This window comes from Ornithinimicrobium pekingense DSM 21552 (genome assembly GCF_000421185.1).
GTDB lineage: Bacteria > Actinomycetota > Actinomycetes > Actinomycetales > Dermatophilaceae > Ornithinicoccus > Ornithinicoccus pekingensis.
Map to the genome: position 1 here is coordinate 305,611 of NZ_ATWJ01000007.1, position 15,250 is coordinate 320,860.

The window sequence follows — 15,250 nt, forward strand, 5'->3', positions numbered from 1 at the left end:
CGGTGGTGCCCGCCCGCGAGGGTGGGCACCACCGGTCGGCTCAGGCTCCGGTGGTGGCGTAGCGCGTCGGGTCCTGGCCGAAGGTGGCCGCGCAGTGGGCGGAGCAGAAGTGGTAGGTCTGACCCTGGTGCTGGGTGTGGTCGGCGGCTGTGTCGGGGTCGATGCTCATCCCGCAGACGGGGTCGGTGACGAGGTTCGGGGTCTGGGACATGGGGGTCTCCTTGCTCTTGTCGTGCTCGGGTCGATGCCCGACCTCGACCACCGGTTCGGTGGCGAGGGTCTGTGTGACCTCCGGGACGGGCCGCGGGGTGAACGTCCGCAGGCGGTTGGCGTTGGCGACCACCGACAGCGAGGACAACGCCATCGCGGCGGCGGCGATGATGGGACTGAGCATCCAGCCCAGGGCGGGGTACAGCACGCCGGCGGCGAGGGGGATGCCCAGGCCGTTGTAGAGGAAGGCGAAGACCAGGTTCTGGCGGATGTTGCGCATCGTGGCCCGTGACAGGTCGACAGCGGTGACCAGGCCGGACAGGGACCCGGAGACCAGCGTGATGTCGGAGGACTCGATGGCGACGTCGGTGCCGGTGCCGATGGCCGAGCCGACGTCGGCCTGGGCCAGGGCGGGCGCGTCGTTGATGCCGTCGCCGACCATCCCGACCACACGGCCCTCGGCCTGCAGGCGCTGGACTTCGGCGGCCTTGTGCTCGGGCATGACCTCGGCCACGACCCGGCCGATGCCGACCTGCCGGGCGATCGCAGCAGCGGTGGCGGCGTTGTCTCCTGTCATCATGACCACGTCGATCCCACGGGCCCGGAGCGCGGCGACCGCGGCTGCGGACCCGTCCTTGATGGTGTCCGCGACACCGATGACCCCGGCGAGGCGGCCGTCGACGACGGCCAGCATGGGGGTCTTGCCGTCCGCGGCGAGCCGGTCGACGTCGGCGGGTGGGGCGTGGATGCCGGCGGTGGCGAGGAGGCGGTGGTTCCCGACGAGCACCTCGCGGCCCTCGACCAGCGCGCGCACTCCCTGCCCGGTCACCGAGTCGAACGCGGTGGCCTGCGGGAGCTCCAGCCCTTCCTCCTGGGCGCCGGCCACGATCGCGGTGGCCAGCGGGTGCTCCGAGGAGCGTTCGACGGCCGCGACGAGGCGCAGCAGCTCGTCTCTGCCCATGCCTTCGGCCGGGAGCACGTCGGTCAGGGCGGGGGCGCCCTTGGTGATGGTGCCGGTCTTGTCCAGGACGACGGTGTCGAGCTTGTGGGCGGTCTCCAGGGCCTCGGCGGAGCGGATGAGGATGCCGTGGGTGGCGCCCTTGCCGGTGCCGACGGTGATGGACATGGGCGTGGCCAGGCCGAGGGCGCACGGGCAGGCGATGATCAGCACGGACACCGAGGCGACCAGGGCGAAGACCAGCGCCGGCTGGGGCCCGACCAAGGCCCAGACGACGAAGGTCCAGCTCGCCACACCGATGACGGCCGGGACGAAGTAGCGGGAGACCTTGTCCACGAGCCGTTGGATCGGGGCCCTGGAGCCCTGGGCCTCCCGCACGAGCCTGATGATCTGGGCCAGCATCGTCTCCGCACCGACCCGGGTGGCGGTGTACCGGAAGGACCCGGTCTGGTTGATCGTGGCGCCGATCACGAGATCACCAGGACTCTTGGTGACCGGGATCGGCTCGCCGGTGACCATGGACTCATCCACGGCGGACCCGCCCTCCAGCACCTGGCCGTCGACGGGCAGCTTCTCACCGGGCCGGACCACCACGACGTCACCGACGGCGACCTCCTCGACGGGCACCTCGAGCTCGGTCCCGCGGCGGACGACCCGGGCGGTGCGCGGTTGCAGCCCGATCAGCGCACGGATCGCCTCCCCGGTGCCGGCCTTGGCCCTCGTCTCCAGGAGCCGACCGAGCAGGATCAGGGTGATGATCACCCCGACCGCCTCGTAGTAGACCGACCGCGCCTCCTCGGGCAGAACCTGAGGGGCTAGCGTGACGAGCAGGCTGTACCCGAACGCCGCGATGGTGCCCAGCGTGATCAGGGAGTTCATGTCGGCCGTGCGGTGGGACAGCGCCAACCATCCGGTCTTGTGGATGGGCCACCCGGTGAAGAGGAACACCGGGGTGATCAGTGCCAGCTGCACCCACGGGTCCATCAGGGCAGCCGGCATCCAGGGCAGGCCGAAGACCTCCTCGAGCATGACCGCTGCGACGACCGGCAGCGACAGGACGGTGCCGACGGCCACTCGCACGGTCAGGTCCTTGATCTCCGCGGCTCGTTCTCGGGCCTCGGGATCGTCGCCATCGAGGCCGCTGGCTGGCGGTGCAGCCTGGGAAGCCTGGTCCCCGTGGTCGTCGCGGTGGGTTCCGCCGCCGGGGAGGGGGTGGCTCTCGGATGTGTGGCGGTGCCCGGCGGGTCGCTGCGCCGTGAGAGTGGTCGAGGATGCGGCTGGGGGCAGGTCCTCGCTCCGGTTGCCGACGACCCGGATCGTGCCGCTGACCATGTTCATGCCGCAGGCGAACCGGTATTCGCCCTCGGTGTCCGGGAGGAACTCCACAGCGGTCTTCTCGTGGGCGGGCAGCAGCTGGTTGACCCGGAAACCGGGCATCACGACCCGGGAGGTGCACTCCCCGGACTCCTGCCGGTCGAACAGCATCCGCACCGGGACACCGGCGCGAACCTCGATCAGGTCGGGGCTGTAACCACCCTTGACCCCCACCCGTACCACCTGCATCCCATCCTCCAGGTCGGCCTGCCGTGACTTCTTCGGCCCGAAGAAGTACCACGCCAACAGCGCGGTCAGGATCAGTGCGGACAGGACGACCAGACCATCGTTGGCGGTCATCGGGATCTCACCTCCATGGCCTTGCGCAACCCGGGAGCTCCAGGTCGCCCCATACCCGGGCGGGGTACGGGCCTGTCTTCGAGACAACACCGTTGGGGCCGGGAATGAAGCCCGCAAGGAGATGTAGATCCGGCGAGGTCCATGAAGTTCTGATGAAGATGAACGGCACGGACGAACATGGACGAGGCCCACCGTGGCGTCTTAGTTCTTAAAGACAGGGGCGCCAGGTGGTGCTGGTTCAGTGGTGAACCTCGTGGTCCTGGGTCACCGCAGGATCGGTGGGCAGCGGGGTGTCAGCCTCGCCGCTAATGGCCGGCCCGACGACGAACGCGGAGAGAGCGAACAAGCCGGTGAAGACCACCACGCCCAACGCTGGGGCCCGCCACGAGCCGAACCTGGCCCGCAGCCTGCGCAGCAGAGGAATGCTGAACACCAGCCCCACGACGTAGAGGACCCCGTTGCCGACCGCACCGGTCAGGACCGCCGCACCGGCCAGCAGGCCCACGTGGTGCAGCAGGTGCGGTACCAGGCCGAGCGCGGCACCGACCCCGGCGCGGAGGCCTGCCCACACGCCGGCGACGCGGCGGGGGAGCGTGGCCCCAGGTGCGTGTGCCGCCGCGGGCACGGCTGGGACGGGTTCGTGCAGGTGGTGTGACATAGGCGATACCTGTCCTCCGGTGCAGGGGCTTCTCCCAAGAACATCGCGGACTAGCTCGGATGGTCGACCGAAGAACCGCTAGAGATTTGATGAAGGTTTGATGTAGGAGGCGTCGGGTCCGTCGCTGAGCGGCTTTGGGCGGGCCGTTACCTTTCCGTTACATTTCATTGGCACGCCTACCCCTGACGGCGTGACGTCCCGTCCCTGTGACGCCGGGTCCCCGTGTGCCCGGCGTCGCCCGACACCGGCCGCCGTGGCGGCTCGGAGGTTCTGCATGGCATCCACCCACCACCACCGCGCCAAGCACCGTGCGTCCACCGCCGCGCCCCGTAACGGTGCTGCCGCGCTGATGATCGGCGGCCTCGTCGCCGGCACGGTCGCCACCGCCGGCGCCACGACCCTCACCCAGAAGCCTGATCAGGGGCCGGGCCTGGCCGCGAGCCTGAACGGCACCGTGCGTCCCTCCACCGCCGAGCCGGCGCCGCAGGAGGTGCCGCCCGCCCAGGCCACGCTGCGCAGCGCCTCCCTCGACGAGCTGCGCGCCCAGCCGGCCGCCGACCGCAGCGAGGCCCGCTCGGCACCCGAGGACGCCGCCTCGGTCAGCACGTTGCTCGAGGACACCGAGTTCACCGGTACCACCATCGAGGTCGAGGTCGAGGCCCCGGTCGAGGAGGCTCCCGCCGAGGCCGAGCCCGAGCAGGTGGAGGCCGCAGCAGCGCCGGTCGAGCAGGAGCAGGCGCCGGTCGAGCAGGCACCGGTTCAGCAGGAGCCCGTCCAGCAGGCACCGGTCCAGCAGACCCAGCAGGCACCGGCCCAGCCGGCCGCGCCCGCCCCGGTCGGCGGCTCGGTCTTGGACGTCGCCGCCGCCTACGTCGGCTACCCCTACGTGCTGTACGGGACCCCACCCCAGGCGTTCGACTGCTCGGCCTACACCTGGTGGGTCTTCAAGCAGGCCGGGATTGACATCCCCCGCACTGTCGCCGGGCAGAAGGCCGCCGTGACCCCTGTCTCCGACCCGCAGCCCGGTGACCTGGTCATCTACAACGACTGGTACCACATCGGCATCTATGCCGGGAACGGCATGACCTACGAGGCGCTCAACCCCAGCACCGACGTACGGTACGGGCCGCTGCTGTCGGACAACGTCTGGTACGGCCGCATCGGCTGACCCCCGGGGCCCTCAACCCTGTGCCGGCGGGGTCCTGGTGATGTCGATGTCGCTGGCGGCCTGCTCGTCGAGGCACTCCTGCTCGACCTGCAGGGTGGAGAAGTAGACGTCGAAACGTGTGCGCAGGGCGTCGGTCGCCTCCTGCAGCACCCGGGCGCTGTGGGCTGCATCGCTCACCCGCAGGTGCGCGGAGAACACACCGTGCGTCCCGACGTCAGGCTCCACGCGTGCACGTGGTGCAGGTCCTTCACCGCGTCGATCTGGGAAAGCGCCCTGACGGCAGCTTGCATGTCGAACCCCTCCGGCGTCGCCTGGAGCAGGACCCGCAGGGCCGATCGCAGGATGCTCCAGGACGCCCAGAGCAGCACGAGTCCGAACGCCATCCCGAGCAGGGGGTCGATCGCCAGGAACCTGGTGAACCTGATGACGAGCGCCGAGATGACGATGATTAGGCTGCCGACGAACGTCTGCAGGATGTGCCAGAAAGCGGCCCTTCATGTTCAGGCTCGTCTTCTGCCTCTGGTACATCAGCAGGAACGCCACGACCTCGGTCGCGATACCGCCGGCAGCGACCCAGGGCATCACCGAGGTCGGCGGCTCGACCGGCTCGGACAGCCGCATGGCGCCCATCCAGAAGACATAGCCGGCCATGAGCACCAGGAAGAGCCCGTTGAACAGCGCGCCGAGGATCTCCGCCCGGCTCCATCCGAACGTCTCCCTGACCGTCGCCGGCCGCTGGCCGAGCGCCTGCGCGGCCAGCGCGATCAGGACCCCACCGACGGCCGAGAACGTGTGGAACGCGTCGGAGATCACTGCCACCGACCCAGACCACAGCCCCACGACCAGCTCGACCACGAAGTAGCCACCGGTCAGCCAGCCCGAGATGACCAGAGACCGCCGGTCCCCCTCGGCCCCGACGTGAGCGCCGTGCGACACCGTCACCTTGGTGACGTCCCTCCGTCGGCGTCCCACGCACCCGGTGGAAAGACCGACCTTGACGAGAACTTCATCATCCGCGTGCTGAAACGGCAACCCGTGCGCAGGAGCCTGGAAGGACCACCACGAGTTGAGGAGCCTCGGATGAGTCACTTCCCCACGGGTCCCGCGAACGGACCACACGACAACATCAGCGCGGTCCCGCCGTTGCCGACCGTGACGACACCACTCCACGAGCACCCTGCCCAGACCGCTCATGGGCACAGCGGGCACGGGTGGGCGATGTGGCTCATGTGCGTGCCCATGCTGCTGATCGTGGGCCTGCTGATGCTCAGCGGGTCAGCAGGGTTCGGTGCCGCTCTCTACGCGCTTGCCTGCCTGGGCATGATGGCCGCCATGATGCTGTTCATGCAGCACGGCACCCGCCGATGAACCGCGTCACCGAGGCGCGGGCCACCACCGGGCAGCCGGTGGAGCGACAGCCCGTCCCGCGAGCCACCCTGCTGACCACCTCGGCCTGCCACCTGTGCGAGGACGCCCACGCCGAGCTGGCCAGACGCGCCGAGCGCGGCGAGCTGTCCCTGGAGGTGGTCTCGGTGGACTCTGACGAGGGGCGCAGACTGGTCGCGACCCACCGGCCGGCCATGTTCCCGCTGGTGCTCCTGGGCGGGCGCCCGCTAGGTCATGGGCGCCTCTCCAGGCGCCGCCTGGACGCGGCGCTGCGCTCGGGCAGGGTGCGCTGATGGGCACCGAGCTGCTGGCCACCGGCAGCATCCTGGCGGCCTTCTTCGCCGGCGCCGTCGCGCTCTTCGCCCCGTGCTGCATCGTCTTCCTCGCCCCGGCCTACCTCGCCGCCGCCGTGAAGAACAACAGGTGGCGCCTTCTTCCGCTCACCTTCGTCTTCGCAGCCGGGCTCGCGCTCGTCCTGGTCCCGATCACCCTCGGTGTCAGCCTGGTCGCCGGAGCGATCGCCAAGTACCACGTCCAGCTGTACTGGGCGGGCGGGCTGCTGATGATCGCCCTCGGTCTGCTCGCCTTGTCCGGGCGCATGTGGTCGATGCCCTCGGTGCTGCGCGCCCCGGACACCGCCCGCGGGGACTCGGCGACCTTCTTCAGCCTGGGCGTCTTCTCCGGGGTCGCCTCCAGCTGCTGCGCCCCTGTGCTGGCCGGCGTCATGACCCTCTCGGCGCTCTCCGGCAGCGCCGTCGGCGGCGCGCTGCTGGGTATGGCGTACGTCTTCGGCATGGTGCTCCCGCTGCTGGTCATGGCCCTCGCCTGGGACGCTGCCGGGCTGGGGGAGCACCGGTGGGGCAATGCCACAGCCCTGCGGTGGAGCATCGGAGGGCGGACGCTGCACACCAACACCGTCAACGTGGGCGTCGCCGTCGCCTTCGTGGCCATGGGGATCGCCGTGATATCCCTGGCCGGGTCGACGACCATGACCGGCAACGCCACCTGGTTCCAGCGCCTCGCCAGCGACGGGATCACCCGCAGTGCGGAGCAGGTCCTCGACTGGGTCGCCCCCGTGCCCGAACCCCTGCTCGGTCTGGGGCTGCTCATCCTGGCTGCCTCGTTCGTGTGGTTCACGCTGCGCGACCGGACACGCAGGACGACCACGGACGCCGACGGAACCGCCGACGGAACCGCCGACGATGCACCCACGCGCGCGTGCCACGAGCACACGGGCGCACCAGGACAAGGAGCGCAACAACCATGAGCACCAAGACCCAGCAGGCGCGCCGTCAGGCGCACGTTGCCCAGATCCGGCTCGAGCAGCAACGTCAGGAGCACACCGAGCGGCGCCGACGGCTCCTGGGGCTGGCCGGGCTGCTCGTCCTCGTCGCCCTGGTGACCTTCGGCCTGTGGCAGGCGCGGCCCTCCACCAGCGAGGCAGGTGGCGGCGCGGCGCCCGACTTCACGCTGCCGACGACCACCGGGCAGAGCGCGTCCCTGGCCGACTACCGGGGGAGCCCGGTCATCCTCTACTTCAACGAGGGCGCCGGGTGCGGCTCCTGCACCCAGCAGATGGCCGAGATCGAGAAGCACCCCGGCTTCGCCGAGGCCGGCATCGTCGTCCTGCCGATCGTGATGAACACCGCCGCCCAGATCCAGGGCGACCTGGACACGTTCGGTGTCAGCACGCCATACCTGCTCGACGACGGCACCGTCTCCCAGGCCTATGGGACACTCGGCGAGGGCATGCACGCGGGGCTCCCAGGGCACGGGTTCGTCCTCGTCGACGAGGACGGCGTGCAACGCTGGCAGGGCGACTACCCCTCGATGTGGCTCGACCCCGACGACCTGCTGCGCGAGGCCACCTCGCGTCTGTGAGCGCCTGGCGCGCGTGGGACGAAGGTCCTACGTCGGTTCGATGACGGTTTCCTGAAGGACCCTGTCCTGGCTGGAACGACGCTGCGTGGTCACGTTTACTCATGGGGCACCGTCCCCGACCTCTTGGAGCTGGCCCCGATGATGATCACCCCTCGCCTCCGCCTTGCGACCGGCGCCCTGGCGCTGACCGCGTTCCTCGCCGGCTGCGGCGACTCCACCGAGACCGCAGGCGGCGGCACCACCGCCGCCGCCACGACGGACGGTGAGCAGGCCGCCCAGGAGCACAACGAGGCGGACACGATGTTCGCCCAGATGATGATCGTCCACCACGAGGGCGCGATCGAGATGGCCCAGCTGGCCCAGGAGCAGGCGGTCACGCCCGAGGTGCAGGAGCTGGCCGCGCAGATCGAGGCGGCCCAGGGCCCGGAGATTGAGCTCATGCAGTCCTGGCTGCAGCAGTGGGGCGAACCGGCCGCCTCCGAGGACGACATGGCCGGCATGGGCCACGGCGACTCAAGCGGGATGGAGATGGACCGGATGACCCAGGAGGAGGCGATGGCCGAGCTCGAGGGCCTCTCCGGCGAGGCCTTCGACGCCAGGTTCCTGGAGCTGATGATCGAGCACCACCGCGGCGCCGTCACGATGGCACAGACCGCCCTGGACGAGGGGCAGCACGCCGACGTGCAGGAGCTCGCCGAGCAGGTCGTGACCGACCAGGAGGCCGAGATCGAGCACATGGAGCAGCTGCACAAGGCGTTGTGAACCCCGAGACGGTATGCAGCCGTGCCGGTGGTGAGAGGAGGATGGAGCCGTGACCTGGGTATTCACAGCCCTGCTCATCGGTGGCATCGCGCTGCTGGCCTACACGCTGGTGCGGGTAGTCGCTGGCGGCCTGGTTCCCGGACCTGGCGGGGCCGTTCGGGGTCGTTCCGGCCGGGGAGAGACCCAGCCCAGCTCACCGGAGGAGTGGTCCAGGGCCCGACGGATCCTGGACGAGCGCTACGCGGCCGGGGAGCTGAGCACGCAGGAGTACGAGCACAGGCGCGCCGTCCTGACCGGGCGCGAGGAGGAGTCGTGAGACCGGTCACCCGGCGCACGGCCCTGACCATGGGTGGACTGGGTCTCGCCACCACCGTGATAGGTGGGACGGGCCTGTGGCGTGACCTGACCACCCCCGGGGCCCCCGGTCGACCCGGTAGCGAACTGGTGGAGCCGGAGGTGATGACCAGCAGCGGCGGACGCCTGGAGGTGAGCCTGCAGGCCCGGCTGGACACGCACGAGGTGGCCGGACGGCCGGCCCGCACGATGGGCTACAACGGCGGGGTGCCCGGCCCGACCCTGCGGCTGCGCCCCGGGGACCTGCTGCGGATCGACCTGGACAACCAGCTGGACCACGTGACCAACCTGCACGTGCACGGCCTCCACGTGAGCCCGGAGGGCAACGGCGACAACGTCTTCGTCGAGATCGGACCGGGGGAGAGCCAACAGTACGAGTACCAGCTGCCGAAGGACCACCCGCCGGGGGTGTACTGGTACCATCCCCACCACCACGGCAGCGTGGCCGACCAGCTGTTCGCCGGGCTCTACGGCGCCATCGTCGTTCAGGAGCACGACCCGCCGTCCGTCGACCGGGAGCGGGTGCTGGTGGTCTCCGACATCACCCTGTCGCAGGACGGGGCGGTTCTCAGTCCCTCGATGCCCGAGCGGATGATGGGCCGCGAGGGCGAGCTGCTCCTGCTCGACGGCCAGCTCGAGCCGGTCCTGAAGGCACGCGGCGGCGATCGGGAGCGGTGGCGCGTCGTCAACGCCTGCTCCTCCCGGTTCTTCTCCTTGCGGCTGTCCGGCGAGGGTAGCTCCGCACGGGTGGTGGGCCGCGACGTCGGCCGCCTGCCCACCCCGGTGGCTCTGGAGGAGGTGGTCCTGGCGCCGGGCAACCGGATGGACCTGCTGGTCGACCTGTCCGAGGGCACCGGTGAGCTGCTCGCCGTCCCGGTGGACCGCGGCCAGATGATGGGCGGGATGATGGGCGGCGCCGTCGGCCCGGAGGACTCCGAGCGGGCCCTCGCCCGCCTGGAGGTCGCCCAGGGTGCACAGTCCGGAACCGCTGTCGCGAAGGACGACGCCACCCGTGGGCCCGAGGGTTTGCTGCCCGACCTGAGGGACACGCAGGTCGACCGGCGTCGCGAGCTGACCATGGAGATGTCCATGGGCGGGATGATGGGCGGGAACCGCGGCCGCGGCCCCGGCGGGATGATGGACCTGACCATCGACGGCCGGACCTTCGACCACGACCGCACCGACCAGCAGGTCCGGCTGGGCACCGTCGAGGAGTGGTCCATCGGCAACGTGGGCCCGATGGACCACCCCTTCCACCTGCACGTCTGGCCGATGCAGGTCATTGACGTCGACGGGCAGCGGCCTGCGGACCCGCTCTGGCTGGACGTGGTCAACATCCCGGCCGGCGGCAGCGTCACCGTGCGCATCCGGTTCGCAGACTTCGGCGGTCGGACGGTCTACCACTGCCACATCCTCGACCACGAGGACCTCGGCATGATGGGCACCGTCCTGGCCGAGTGACCCTGCGGCGTTCGTACCGATCGACCACGAAGGAAGGACAGAACGATGATGCGTAACGGCTGGGGAGCAGGCATGGGTTGGATGCGGGTTCTCTGGCCCGTGGTCATCATCGCGACCGTCGCGGTGGTGGCGCTGGTGGTCCGCTCCGGCACCGACCGGACCCGCCCGCGCGGGCCGGTGGACCACCCGCGCGGGCCGGTGGACCACCCGCCGGCGCACGAGCCCGACGGACCGACCGCGGCCGCGGGCGGCTCGGCGGCGCGCCGGATCCTCGACGAGGACTACGCCCGCGGGGAGATCGACGAGGAGCAGTACCGCACCCGGCGTCGACGCCTCGAGGAGCCCGACGCCTGAGAAGCACCTAGCCTCACGACAGACCCCTTGAGCTGTCCCTGAACCCCACAGGAAGGACCACGATGTCCACCCCGCACGAGCAGCACAGCCAGTCCGACCAGGACCACAAGCAGCACCAGAAGCACGAGCGGAGGATGTACCTGACCTTCGCCGCGATGATCACCACCTCGACGGTGACCATGTTCCTGCTGACCTACACCAACGCCTTCACCTGGTCGCACATGACGTTCAGCGAGGAACGGCTCTACATGGCCCTGCTCATGGGCTCGGCGATGGCGATCATCATGCTCGGCTTCATGTGGGGGATGATGTACAAGAACGTCAAGGTCAACCTGGCGATCATCGCCGGCGCCCTCGTCCTGGGCCTGACCGCGCTGTGGCTGTCCCGCTCCCAGACGCTCGTGGACGACCAGGCCTACATGAACGGGATGATCCCGCACCACTCGATCGCCATCCTCACCAGCGAGCGCGCCGACATCGACGACGTGCGCGTGCGCGAGCTGGCCGACGAGATCATCGAGGCCCAGCGCAAGGAGATCGCCGAGATGAAGTGGCTCGTCGACGACATCGAGAGCAACGGCGTGGTCACCACCACCGAGGAGGCCGAGCAGCGCCCCGTCCCCGAGTTCGAGGGCACTCCTTGAGGCAGGCCCGGCCCCGGGGCGAGAGCGGTGCTCTCGCCCCCCGGTGGCCACGGTGTCTCGGATCGACCACCCGGGGAGGAACATGGTGAGCCAGGTGGTGATGACCGTCGCCGGAATCGTGGTGATCGGGCTGGGCCTGCACGACATGTTCCACACCCTGCTGCACCCCACGGGCCAGGGACGGCTGAGCCGGATGGTGCTGGCCGGGATGTGGCGGGTGTCGAAGGCAACCGGGCATCGGCTGGGTTCGACCGTGGGGCCCTTGGCGATGGTCGTGGTGATCCTGGTGTGGGTGCTGCTGCAGCTGCTGGGTTGGGCACTGATCTATCTGCCGCACGTCCCGGAGGGGTTTATGTACTCCTCGGGGGTGGACCCTTCGGACTATCCCGATGTCGTGGAGGCGCTGTACCTGTCGGCGGTCACGTTGAGCACGTTGGGCTACGGGGACATGGTGGCGACCGACCTCTGGATCAGGACCGCTTCACCCCTGCAGGCCCTGGCCGGCTTCGCTCTGCTCACCGCGGCGCTGACGTGGTTCACCCAGATCTACCCGCCGCTGTCCCGCCGCCGCGCCCTGGCCCTCGAGCTCAAGGGCCTGGCCGACAGCGACTGGGCAGACAGCGCGGACGACGCTGACCCCGCCGTCCTCACCCGGGTCGTCGACACCCTTGCGGCCGAGGTGATCAAGGCGCGTATCGACTTCGCCCAGCACACCGAGGGCTTCTACTTCCAGGAACGTGACCCCGACCTCGCGCTGGTACGCCAGCTTCCCTACGCCCTGTGCCTGCGCGACGCGGCGCTGGCCTCCTCGGAGGCGGTGGTGCGACGCAGCGGGCGGCAGCTGGCACTGGCGATCGACCAGCTCACCTCCGAGCTCGACGACAACTTCCTGCACACCGGCGGCGATGCCCAGGAGGTGCTTGTCGCCTACGCGGCTGACCACCACCACGAACCACGCTTCTGAAGCCAGCTGTCACGTGCGGGTGTCGTTCGCCCGTGGTTGCCCTCCGCAGACCCACCTGGGGCCGTGCCCGCCCAGCGACGTCGGCGGGCACGGCGTGCGGGGAGGCCTGTCTCAGGCGGTGCTGGTCGGGCGGCCGCCGGGCAGGCCGTACCACTCCTGCAGCCAGTTCTGCATCATCTCGATCTCGTCGAGCTGCACGCTCTTGATCTCCGCGCACATGGCCAGCAGGTCCTCGTGCTCGGCCCGGGCCAGGCACGTCTCCGCCTCCCGGATCGCGCCCCAGTGGTGTCGGATCATCGAACGCATGAACGCGATCTCGAACTCTTCCCCTTCCAGGTCGTGGAACCGCTGCATCGACTGCATCCCTGTCATGTCGGGCATGTGCTCGAGGCCGTACCAGTCCATGAGCCAGCTCTGCATGGTCTCGATCTCCGCCGTCTGGGTGGCGATGATGTCCTCGCAGGTGGCGATCAGCCCTCGTGGACGGCCTTCTCCAGGCACATCTGGCTCATCATCACGGCCATGTGGTGATGGTCGATCATGCCCGTGAGGAAGTCGACCTCGAACCGTGCCGCCTGCTCCGAGCTCGCCGGGGCATCCGCGACCGCGACCGGCGCGGTCGCGACGCTCACTCCGGCTGCCGGGGCGATGGCCACTGCCAGGGCGGTCAGCATGGACCTGGTGCGTCGGCGGTTGTGGATCGCGGTCTCGTCGTCGTTCTCCTTCTGTACGATGCCCGGTCCTTGTACCGGGCGGGATGACTGGACCTGGGACGAAGTCCGCAGGTCAGACTGGAATCGTCGTCTGGTTGTTCAGCTCAGGCCGGCGAGCAGCTCGGCGCACGCGGCCTCGCAGCGCCGGCACGCCTCGGCGCACACACGGCAGTGCTCGTGCATCTGCGCGTGCTGTTCGCACTCGTCAGCGCAAACCTTGCAGGCCGTCCGGCAGGCTTCCAACGCGGCCCGGGTCGTCTCGACGTTGTTCCCGGTCTGCCGGGACAGGACGTTGCCGGTGGCGGCGCAGACGTCGGCGCAGTCGAGGTTCTTGCGGATGCAGGTGACCAGGTCGGCCACCATGTCCTCGGCCAGACACGCATCCGCGCAGGCGGTGCAGGTCTGGGCGCACTCGAAGCACGCCTCGATGCACTCGGCGAGCTTGTGCTGGTCGATCGACCCCAGGTCCCTGGGGTAGGTCTGCAGCATCGTGGTCACGTGGTGGGTCATCGTGTTGCTCCTTCTCTCATGGCCGGCATCGGTGCCGGCGTCTGGATCTGGTGCAGGGCCGGCCAGGAGCCGGCCACCTCCCGATGTCAGACCTGGGGGAGACGGGTCGCGAGCGGAACCGGCCCGTGCGAGGGCAGCGGGTCACAGGGAGACGGAGGCCCAGAGGGCTCCGGCTCCGATGCCGAGGAGGAGGCTCACGGCTGCGGTCCCGATGGCCGTGCTGCCTGACCAGCGACCTGGTGCATCCGCGTCCTGGCGGTGCCCCGCCGCCTCCTGGCGCGCGTAGAGGGGCGCGATCCAGCGCAGGTAGTAGAAGAGGCTGACGACGGTGTTGAGGAGGACGAGCACGGCCAGCCAGGCGTACCCGGCGTCCCAGGCCGCGGCGGTGGTGGTCAACTTTCCGACGAAGACCACGGTGGGTGGGGTACCGACGAGCCCGAGGAGGGCCACGACCAGGGCTGCGCCCAGCCACGGATGGGTTCGGCCCATGCCCCGGTAGGAGCGCAGCTCGCGCCGCTGGGGGAAGGCGGTGGTGACCGCGAACGCCGAGAGGTTGGTGACGGTGTAGCCGGCGAGGTAGAGCAGCAGCGAGGGCAAGGCGAGGTCGCTGCGTCCGGCGACCGCGACCGGCACGAGCAGGTAGCCCACCTGGCTGACGGTGGACCAGCCCAGCAGGCGTCGCGGGTCGGTCTGCCAGTAGGCGGCGAGGTTGCCCAGCGTCATGCTGGCCACGGCCAGCAGCGCGACCAGCAACGGCCAGGCCAGGGTGTCGGGAAGCAGCTCGACGAGCCGGTATGCCGCGATGACCGCCCCGATCTTGGGCACGGTGGTGAGGAACGCCGCGACGGTCCCGCCGGCACCCTGGGCAGCGTCAGGGACCCAGAAGTGGCCTGGGGCTCCTCCGGCCTTGAACAGCAGCCCGCCCAGCACCGCCACGACGCCGGCGGCGACCACGCCTGCCGGTGCGTCGGCGAGCCTGTCGGTCAGCTCGGCGTAGGACGTGGTGGCTGTCACGCCGTAGAGGAGCGTGACCCCGGTCAGCAGCAGGATGCCGAAGAGGGCACCCAGCAGGTAGGTCTTCATCGCGGCCTCGGCGCCCAGGGGTGTGCGGGCGATCCCGATCAGGCCGTAGAGGGGGACGCTGGCCAGCAGGAACCCGACGGTGACGACGAGCAGGTCGTCCGCACCGGCCAGGATCAGGGTGCCGGTGGTGGAGAACAGCAGCAGCGCGTAGGTCTCGCTCTCCCGCGGGGTGCCGGCGATCTCGTCGGAGGCCAGGGCCAGCACGACGAGGGTGCCGAGCGCGGCGACGATCCGGGCGACCCCCGTGGTGGTGTCGACGGTGAACGTGCCTTCCATCGCCACCTGCGCCGGGCCGGGCAGGTCCAGGGCGGCCAGGGCGGCCGCCAGGAGCAGGGCGGCCGCGGTGACGGCACGGGTGACCCACTGGCGGGTCCGCGCCAGGAACGATCCTCCCAGCAGGGCCGCGAGCCCACCGAGGAACAGCACGATCTCCGGTGCGAGCAGGGCCGGCCGCATGGCCATGGACTCCA

At 70.1% G+C, this 15,250-nt stretch carries 18 protein-coding genes; 11 read left to right on the forward strand and 7 right to left on the reverse strand.

Features of this window, described 5'->3' with window-relative positions; all coding sequences use genetic code 11:
• Positions 1-40: 40 nt before the first annotated feature.
• Positions 41-2,842 (reverse strand): heavy metal translocating P-type ATPase, encoded by a 2,802-nt coding sequence (locus K330_RS0103480; RefSeq protein WP_022920469.1) that lies wholly within the window; start codon positions 2,840-2,842, stop codon positions 41-43.
• 238 nt (positions 2,843-3,080) lie between these two features.
• The gene (locus K330_RS23155) at positions 3,081-3,413 is read right to left on the reverse strand and encodes a hypothetical protein (protein ID WP_040657704.1); all 333 of its coding nucleotides are present in this window, start codon (positions 3,411-3,413) and stop codon (positions 3,081-3,083) included.
• Between the two features lie 361 nt (positions 3,414-3,774).
• On the opposite strand from K330_RS23155, the gene K330_RS22440 reads away from it, so the two are divergent.
• Positions 3,775-4,668 carry a C40 family peptidase gene (locus K330_RS22440; protein ID WP_022920471.1) on the forward strand — a complete coding sequence of 298 codons (894 nt, stop codon included), beginning with the start codon at positions 3,775-3,777 and terminating at the stop codon, positions 4,666-4,668.
• A gap of 12 nt (positions 4,669-4,680) precedes the next feature.
• Here K330_RS22440 and K330_RS24715 read toward each other — a convergent pair whose 3' ends face one another.
• Positions 4,681-5,610 (reverse strand): cation diffusion facilitator family transporter, encoded by a 930-nt coding sequence (locus tag K330_RS24715; RefSeq protein WP_444544048.1) that lies wholly within the window; start codon positions 5,608-5,610, stop codon positions 4,681-4,683.
• A 297-nt stretch (positions 5,611-5,907) separates the two neighbouring features.
• On the opposite strand from K330_RS24715, the gene K330_RS24460 reads away from it, so the two are divergent.
• From K330_RS24460 to K330_RS0103555, 10 genes are all read left to right on the forward strand, one after another.
• Positions 5,908-6,036: a hypothetical protein gene (locus K330_RS24460; RefSeq protein ID WP_268238271.1), complete on the forward strand. Its 129-nt coding sequence runs from the start codon at positions 5,908-5,910 to the stop codon at positions 6,034-6,036.
• Positions 6,033-6,347 carry a glutaredoxin family protein gene (locus K330_RS0103515; protein WP_022920475.1) on the forward strand — a complete coding sequence of 105 codons (315 nt, stop codon included), beginning with the start codon at positions 6,033-6,035 and terminating at the stop codon, positions 6,345-6,347. Before K330_RS24460 ends, K330_RS0103515 begins: the two co-directional genes overlap by 4 nt.
• Positions 6,347-7,321 carry a cytochrome c biogenesis CcdA family protein gene (locus K330_RS0103520; RefSeq protein WP_022920476.1) on the forward strand — a complete coding sequence of 325 codons (975 nt, stop codon included), beginning with the start codon at positions 6,347-6,349 and terminating at the stop codon, positions 7,319-7,321. Before K330_RS0103515 ends, K330_RS0103520 begins: the two co-directional genes overlap by 1 nt.
• Positions 7,318-7,935, forward strand: a complete 618-nt coding sequence (locus tag K330_RS0103525) for a peroxiredoxin family protein (protein ID WP_022920477.1) — start codon at positions 7,318-7,320, stop codon at positions 7,933-7,935. Before K330_RS0103520 ends, K330_RS0103525 begins: the two co-directional genes overlap by 4 nt.
• Positions 7,936-8,073: 138 nt before the next feature.
• Complete coding sequence (locus tag K330_RS0103530; protein WP_022920478.1) at positions 8,074-8,697, forward strand: DUF305 domain-containing protein; 624 nt, start codon at positions 8,074-8,076, stop codon at positions 8,695-8,697.
• A gap of 49 nt (positions 8,698-8,746) precedes the next feature.
• Positions 8,747-9,013 carry an SHOCT domain-containing protein gene (locus K330_RS18950; protein WP_022920479.1) on the forward strand — a complete coding sequence of 89 codons (267 nt, stop codon included), beginning with the start codon at positions 8,747-8,749 and terminating at the stop codon, positions 9,011-9,013.
• 143 nt (positions 9,014-9,156) lie between these two features.
• On the forward strand, positions 9,157-10,512 hold the full coding sequence (locus K330_RS0103540) for a multicopper oxidase family protein (protein ID WP_237740619.1): 1,356 nt from the start codon (positions 9,157-9,159) through the stop codon (positions 10,510-10,512).
• 45 nt (positions 10,513-10,557) lie between these two features.
• On the forward strand, positions 10,558-10,866 hold the full coding sequence (locus tag K330_RS0103545; protein WP_022920481.1) for an SHOCT domain-containing protein: 309 nt from the start codon (positions 10,558-10,560) through the stop codon (positions 10,864-10,866).
• A 62-nt stretch (positions 10,867-10,928) separates the two neighbouring features.
• Entirely contained in the window at positions 10,929-11,510 is a 582-nt protein-coding gene (locus tag K330_RS0103550; RefSeq protein ID WP_022920482.1) for a DUF305 domain-containing protein, read from the forward strand.
• A 100-nt stretch (positions 11,511-11,610) separates the two neighbouring features.
• Positions 11,611-12,474, forward strand: coding sequence for a potassium channel family protein (locus K330_RS0103555; protein WP_229665760.1), 864 nt, complete (start codon positions 11,611-11,613; stop codon positions 12,472-12,474).
• 111 nt (positions 12,475-12,585) lie between these two features.
• Here K330_RS0103555 and K330_RS23835 read toward each other — a convergent pair whose 3' ends face one another.
• The 4 genes from K330_RS23835 to K330_RS0103575 form a co-directional block, all read right to left on the reverse strand.
• The gene (locus K330_RS23835) at positions 12,586-12,975 is read right to left on the reverse strand and encodes a DUF305 domain-containing protein (protein ID WP_022920484.1); all 390 of its coding nucleotides are present in this window, start codon (positions 12,973-12,975) and stop codon (positions 12,586-12,588) included.
• Positions 12,945-13,148 (reverse strand): DUF305 domain-containing protein, encoded by a 204-nt coding sequence (locus K330_RS23840; RefSeq protein ID WP_022920485.1) that lies wholly within the window; start codon positions 13,146-13,148, stop codon positions 12,945-12,947. The genes K330_RS23835 and K330_RS23840 overlap by 31 nt, the downstream gene beginning before the upstream one ends.
• A 138-nt stretch (positions 13,149-13,286) precedes the next feature.
• Positions 13,287-13,697 (reverse strand): four-helix bundle copper-binding protein, encoded by a 411-nt coding sequence (locus tag K330_RS0103570; RefSeq protein ID WP_022920486.1) that lies wholly within the window; start codon positions 13,695-13,697, stop codon positions 13,287-13,289.
• A gap of 141 nt (positions 13,698-13,838) precedes the next feature.
• Positions 13,839-15,242, reverse strand: a complete 1,404-nt coding sequence (locus K330_RS0103575; protein ID WP_202804491.1) for an NADH-quinone oxidoreductase subunit N — start codon at positions 15,240-15,242, stop codon at positions 13,839-13,841.
• Between the last annotated feature and the right edge of the window lie 8 nt (positions 15,243-15,250).

Bases quoted from the DNA above. Each gene is read 5' to 3' on its own strand.
- K330_RS0103480 (WP_022920469.1), bottom strand. From the start codon at position 2,842: ATGACCGCCAACGATGGTCTGGTCGTCCTGTCCGCACTGATCCTGACC.
- K330_RS22440 (WP_022920471.1), top strand. From the start codon at position 3,775: ATGGCATCCACCCACCACCACCGCGCCAAGCACCGTGCGTCCACCGCC.
- K330_RS24460 (WP_268238271.1), top strand. From the start codon at position 5,908: ATGCTGCTGATCGTGGGCCTGCTGATGCTCAGCGGGTCAGCAGGGTTC.
- K330_RS0103515 (WP_022920475.1), top strand. From the start codon at position 6,033: ATGAACCGCGTCACCGAGGCGCGGGCCACCACCGGGCAGCCGGTGGAG.
- K330_RS0103520 (WP_022920476.1), top strand. From the start codon at position 6,347: ATGGGCACCGAGCTGCTGGCCACCGGCAGCATCCTGGCGGCCTTCTTC.
- K330_RS0103525 (WP_022920477.1), top strand. From the start codon at position 7,318: ATGAGCACCAAGACCCAGCAGGCGCGCCGTCAGGCGCACGTTGCCCAG.
- K330_RS0103530 (WP_022920478.1), top strand. From the start codon at position 8,074: ATGATGATCACCCCTCGCCTCCGCCTTGCGACCGGCGCCCTGGCGCTG.
- K330_RS0103540 (WP_237740619.1), top strand. From the start codon at position 9,157: ATGACCAGCAGCGGCGGACGCCTGGAGGTGAGCCTGCAGGCCCGGCTG.
- K330_RS0103545 (WP_022920481.1), top strand. From the start codon at position 10,558: ATGATGCGTAACGGCTGGGGAGCAGGCATGGGTTGGATGCGGGTTCTC.
- K330_RS0103550 (WP_022920482.1), top strand. From the start codon at position 10,929: ATGTCCACCCCGCACGAGCAGCACAGCCAGTCCGACCAGGACCACAAG.
- K330_RS0103555 (WP_229665760.1), top strand. From the start codon at position 11,611: ATGACCGTCGCCGGAATCGTGGTGATCGGGCTGGGCCTGCACGACATG.
- K330_RS23840 (WP_022920485.1), bottom strand. From the start codon at position 13,148: ATGCTGACCGCCCTGGCAGTGGCCATCGCCCCGGCAGCCGGAGTGAGC.
- K330_RS0103570 (WP_022920486.1), bottom strand. From the start codon at position 13,697: ATGACCCACCACGTGACCACGATGCTGCAGACCTACCCCAGGGACCTG.
- K330_RS0103575 (WP_202804491.1), bottom strand. From the start codon at position 15,242: ATGGCCATGCGGCCGGCCCTGCTCGCACCGGAGATCGTGCTGTTCCTC.